The sequence below is a fragment of the Cellulomonas septica genome (genome assembly GCF_012396155.1).
Lineage (GTDB): Bacteria > Actinomycetota > Actinomycetes > Actinomycetales > Cellulomonadaceae > Cellulomonas > Cellulomonas septica.
This window is the reverse complement of sequence record NZ_JAAXOY010000798.1, coordinates 1-1,383: the sequence shown is the minus strand read 5'-3', so window position 1 is coordinate 1,383 and position 1,383 is coordinate 1. Positions and strand designations below refer to the sequence as shown.

At 77.2% G+C, this 1,383-nt stretch carries 2 protein-coding genes; one reads left to right on the top strand and one right to left on the bottom strand.

Features of this window, described 5'->3' with window-relative positions; all coding sequences use genetic code 11:
- Positions 1–1,054, top strand: a 1,054-nt coding sequence (locus tag HGA02_RS19270) for an RNA polymerase sigma factor (RefSeq protein ID WP_168681000.1), incomplete at its 5' end; no start/stop codon positions are given.
- A gap of 41 nt (positions 1,055–1,095) precedes the next feature.
- Here the strand turns inward: HGA02_RS19270 and HGA02_RS19265 are convergent.
- Positions 1,096–1,383, bottom strand: a 288-nt coding sequence (locus tag HGA02_RS19265) for a hypothetical protein (protein ID WP_168680998.1), incomplete at its 5' end; no start/stop codon positions are given.

Here is a 1,383-nt window from a genome sequence, read left to right as displayed (position 1 = left end):
CTCCGCACGCCGGGTCCGGGAGGCGACGGTCGCCCTGGACCCGGCCGTGCGGCGGGCTGCCCCGGGCGCCGACGAGGAGCCGCCGTCGCACGACGACACGCTCACGCTGCTGTTCCTCTGCTGCCACCCGGCGCTCACGCCCGCGTCGCAGGTCGCGCTGACGCTGCGGGCCGTCGGCGGGCTGACGACCGCCGAGATCGCCGCCGCGCACCTCGTCCCCGAGGCGACCATGGCGCAGCGGATCAGCCGCGCCAAGCGGACCGTGCGCGGGGAGCCGTTCACCCTCCCCTCGGCGACCGAGCGGCCCGCGCGCGTGGCGGCCGTCCGGGAGGTGCTGTACCTCGTCTTCACCGAGGGGTACACCGCGTCGGGCGGGTCGGACCTCGTGCGCGTCGACCTCACCACCGAGGCGATCCGTCTGACGCGGCTCCTCCACGCGCTGCTGCCCGACGACGGCGAGACCACGGGTCTGCTCGCGCTCATGCTGCTCACCGACGCGCACCGTGCCGCCCGGACCGGGCCGGACGGTCTCCTCGTGCCTCTGGCGGAGCAGGACCGGGCGCGCTGGGACCGGGGTCAGATCGACGAGGGCGTGGCGCTGGTGTCGGCCGCACTCGCCGTGCACCCCGCCGGCCCGTACCTGCTCCAGGCCGCGATCGCCGCCGTGCACGCCGAGGCCCCGACCGCCGCCGACACCGACTGGCCGCAGGTCGCCGCGCTCTACCGCCTCCTCGACCACGTCGCGCCCGGCCCGATGGTCACGCTCAACCGGGCCGTCGCGGTCGCCATGGTGTCCGGCCCGCGAGCAGGGCTCGACCTGCTCCGCCCGCTCGACGACGACCCGCGCACCGCCGACCACCACCGCCTCTGGGCGGTCCGTGCCCACCTCCTGGAGCAGGCGGGCGACCTGGCCGGGGCGCTCGACGCCTACCACCGCGCCGCCCGCCTCACGACGAGCCTCCCGGAACGCCGCTACCTCGACACCCGCGCGTCCCGCCTCACGGCACCGCTCAGCCCTCCCGACCCCGTCCTGGAGCCCGGTTCAGCCTCCTGACCGGTCGCCATGACGGGGTCGTCTGGCGATCCCGCCGGCCGTCACGCGCGCGGCGACGTGCCGTCGCGACGCCGGCGTGCGTCGACCGCCTGCTGGCCGAGCGCCGACCGGTGCAGGAGCTCGTCACGTGCGGCCGGGTCGTCCGCGAGCCGGTCGAGCACGGCGTCCAGGACCGTCACGGCGAGGTGCGGCGCGGCGTCGAGCACGCCCGACAGGACGCTCCACGACGCGAGCGCGTCGCCGTCCGGCAGTCCGCGCGCTCGGCGTCGGCACACGTCCGCGACACCCTCCAGCACGTCGTCCCCGACGCCGCCGGGGTCGGTCGCCCG